Origin of the sequence: Schlesneria sp. (assembly GCF_036405755.1) — a bacterium.
Taxonomy (GTDB): domain Bacteria; phylum Planctomycetota; class Planctomycetia; order Planctomycetales; family Planctomycetaceae; genus Schlesneria; species Schlesneria sphaerica.
In genome coordinates this window covers 1-3,489 of record NZ_DASWWZ010000350.1, presented here as the reverse complement: position 1 = coordinate 3,489, position 3,489 = coordinate 1, and the positions used below count along the sequence as shown (strand labels likewise).

Annotated in this window: 4 protein-coding genes; all 4 read right to left on the bottom strand. The window is 55.9% G+C overall.

From position 1 onward, the window contains the following. Nucleotides 1–760 (bottom strand): NAD(P)/FAD-dependent oxidoreductase (locus tag VGE80_RS12030; protein WP_440592838.1); only part of this gene is annotated, 760 nt, incomplete at its 3' end. Between the two features lie 76 nt (nt 761–836). Continuing rightward, a complete protein-coding gene (locus tag VGE80_RS12025; RefSeq protein WP_440592837.1) occupies nt 837–1,844 on the bottom strand; it encodes a proline racemase family protein in 1,008 nt (335 codons plus the stop codon). Between the two features lie 59 nt (nt 1,845–1,903). Further along, nucleotides 1,904–2,194, bottom strand: coding sequence for a putative signal transducing protein (locus VGE80_RS12020; RefSeq protein ID WP_440592836.1), 291 nt, complete (start codon nt 2,192–2,194; stop codon nt 1,904–1,906). Nucleotides 2,195–2,567: 373 nt separating this feature from the next. Further along, nucleotides 2,568–3,068 carry a universal stress protein gene (locus tag VGE80_RS12015; RefSeq protein WP_373651203.1) on the bottom strand — a complete coding sequence of 167 codons (501 nt, stop codon included), beginning with the start codon at nt 3,066–3,068 and terminating at the stop codon, nt 2,568–2,570. Nucleotides 3,069–3,489: the final 421 nt, after the last annotated feature.

Here is a 3,489-nt window from a genome sequence, read left to right as displayed (position 1 = left end):
CGTCCGCTTCGATTTCGCCCTGGGATGTTTTGGCTGCAGTAATTGCGGGATGACCGTTGCTTGCCAACTGACGGCCGGTCGTGAAGCCCAGGAATTCATGATGTTCTCGAACATCAACACCACGAGATTCCAGCAGCTTCTTCCACGACGACATCAGCTTGTCAGGGCGCAAATGAGCGTCTCCGGGGAAATGCCACCCCCCCGCAAGTCCCGGTTTCAGAGCCGGTTCCAGTTCTGTCACCGCATCGCCATCGTAGCGGTCGGCACCGTGATTGAAGTGAGTTCTGAGGATCTGATTCGTCTCGGCAAAGTGCTCCATCCCGGCTTGATGCAGAAATGGGTAGAGGATGCCGGACATCTGCCATTCCGCATCAATGGGCTCGTTTGCGAAGAGGTCCTCGTAGAGAGCCTTGGACGAATTGAGCATCAACTGCAGGGTGACGCCCGATGCGAGCATGTCCTTCATATTGCAGTGACGGGCAAACTCGAGCAGAAACCGCCACAGCGACAAATCCAGCCGAGGCTTGATGGAAAACGGCGAGTTCGGACTGATCATCGCTTTGAGCGTTTTCTTCATCACGCCGGGACCGGGCAGTGGAAGAATATGGCTCGGACAGACGTATCCGCAATTGCCGTGCGCCGCTCCGCTGCCGATGGTCTTCTTTTCGACAATCGTGACCTGAGAACCGGATTGACTGAGATAGTGAGCGCAGGCCGCTCCGATGACACCACCGCCGATAACGACCACGCGTTGACTCAACTCTCAAACTCCTCAGCGAACTCGATTCACTTCAGAAAAGGTAACAAATAAGTTCCTGTTCATTTACCACATTTCTTCAGGAACTGCACCGCTCGGGGGTGATTCCCATTTGAAATGGGTCCGCCGGGTCAAGAATCAGATTTGCCTCCGCCGTGATGTAGGCCGTTCCGGCAATTCGGGGAATGATGCGTCCGTTCTCATAGCGGAATGTCCCCTCAAAGACACTCCCGAGAATACTCTCCTGTCGCCAGACTTCTCCCGGCATCAGCTTTCGATCCGCTGCCAGACAGGCCAGTTTCGCTGACGTCCCCGTCCCGCACGGTGAGCGGTCATAGGCCGCTCCGGGACACAGCACAAAGTTACGGCCGTGGTTCTGCGGGTCGACGGGCGGGCCGATGAATTCAATGTGGTCGATTTCTCCCCCTTCTGCGCCCGTTATTCCATTCTCACGAAGAGCCCGCCGAATACGCTGCGCGCTTTGGGTAAGAACGTCGACTTCAGGCAAGCGGAATGGGACGGATACCCCCGGCAACTGTGACGTTAGCCCTGGCAGCGATGCGAAGTCGACCAGAAAAAACCAGTTTCCTCCCCAGGCGACGTCGCCGGTCACGGGGCCGACTTCCTCAACGTCAATTGTAATCCCTTGCGTGAACCGGTAGCTGGGGACATTATCAAAGACGACGCGGTTGGCTCCATCGTATTCGAAAAGTACGGTCCCGACGGGAGTTTCCAGCCGGTGCGTTCCCGCCTGGATCCGGCCAAGATGGCCGAGTGTGACCGCAAGTCCGATGGTGGCGTGCCCACACATCCAAAGCGGGCCGACGTTGTTGAAATAGATGACGCCTGCCACCGCCAGCGGGTCGACCGGCTCACACAAGAGTGCTCCCACCAGCACGTCAGACCCGCGCGGCTCATTGATCACGGCAGAACGAAAATCGTCAAAGTGATCCCGGAAGCGGTTTCTTCGCTCAGCAAGCGAGTCACTTCCGAGATCAGGCCCCCCCGCGATCACAACGCGCGTTGGCTCTCCGCCGGTGTGTGAGTCGATGACGTGAACGATGTGTTTCTTGAAAAGGTCACGCATGGATCACGTGGAGAAAGACCAGAACGGGACGAGCGCAAACGAAACGAGAGAGCGTTCGGCTACACGTCGCTCAGATCGTCATCTTCCGCTTCAACTTCTTCGAACTCACTTTCGACGCGTTCACGATGCGTTGCTTCATGCTCCGCAATTAAAGCTCTCGCTTCCGCTTCGTACTCGGCAGGAACATACACATGGCAGGGAACTGCAGAGATTCCTGGAAACGGGCCATTCGCGTCTTCCACCGATCCGGCGATCCCTGCATCCGCGAGCATGGCTTTCACCAGTGCGGCATCGAATGCCTGGGGTGTTGAGTAAACCGAGACGAGGGACTCTGAAGAATCGGTAGACATAGTTCAAACTCCGTATAGGCAACAGGACGTGTGATGTCTCTCTGCCGTAGCAGATCGTAATCGAGACAGGCCAACGATGCGGACGGATACTTAACCATCCAGATTGTGGCACCGCACAGATGCTGAAATCAAGTCGGACAACTCATGTGTCATCCATAGGTTAGAAACGTCTAAAAGGCGTGTGAGGATCAACATCCTCTCATTTTCATCTGAGGGCGCAGGTTCACCTGCGTGCCCTCAGAGCCGGTTGACTCGCAGTCGTCCCCACTCAAGAGAAAACCGCAGGACAATTGAACCAACCAGGAGACTGCATGATCGCCCAACGCACCCTCAGCGAAGGTGCGAGCGTGACGAGTCCCACACCGTTTGCACTCTAGGTCGCGCCAGAGGATGTGGCGACTTCGTGAGCATCGGAAATAAACTGATGACCTCCCGGTCGAACGGTGAGGACCGGACAAGGGGCAACCCGAACCAGTTTTTCTGCGACCGACCCCATGAGTAAATGAGAGAGTCCAGAGAGCCCGTGAGTACCTGCGACGATGAGGTCGATATCGTGAGCTTTCGCATAGTTCACGATTTCGTCTACGGCGTAACCTGACGTTACGCTCGTCACGACACGGCTTTCTTCTGGCCAGCTCGCGACCTCATCTGCAATCCGCTGTTCGGCGTGCCGGATCAGATCGGTGACGCCTGTTTCCGGCATCGTCCAGGATGTGGTCGCATCGGGGAATGGAAGGACGGGCGGGACCACCACGTGCAGAAGGTGTAATTCCGATCCCATCTGTTCAGCGAGCGCTAGCGCGTAGTGCTGGGCCTCAATTGCCGGTGCGCTGAAATCCGTCGGAAACAGGATCTTGTGAATTGAAACTTGCATGGTGCCTCCTCCTCAAATGAACCGGTCATCGGATCTCGTCAAACGACTAACTTCAATGAAGCAAGACTCGGTCAGCAGACAGTAGAGCACGATCGATGCCGAACAATCAATTAAATAGTTCGATTCGGGAAGAAAGCCTTGTTCGCTGAAATCCGTGCGTCAGCAACGCGTCTCGCGAACACTTAAGACTCGACGCTGAACAGCACTGCAGAAGTCCTTGCAGGCTTGTGGTTAATGTCGCGACACGAAAAGTCGTTTCGATTAGAGAGGGTCCGGTAGACGGCAATCCGCCGATTCAGGAAATCCCGTTCGACGAGTGGTCAAAAGGGATGCAGCTGACCGACCTCAGACCAGCTCCCTATCTGATCGCCTGCACGAGGCCCCTCAAAATTTTCTGGGTCCTGCCGTGAGAGAAATCAGA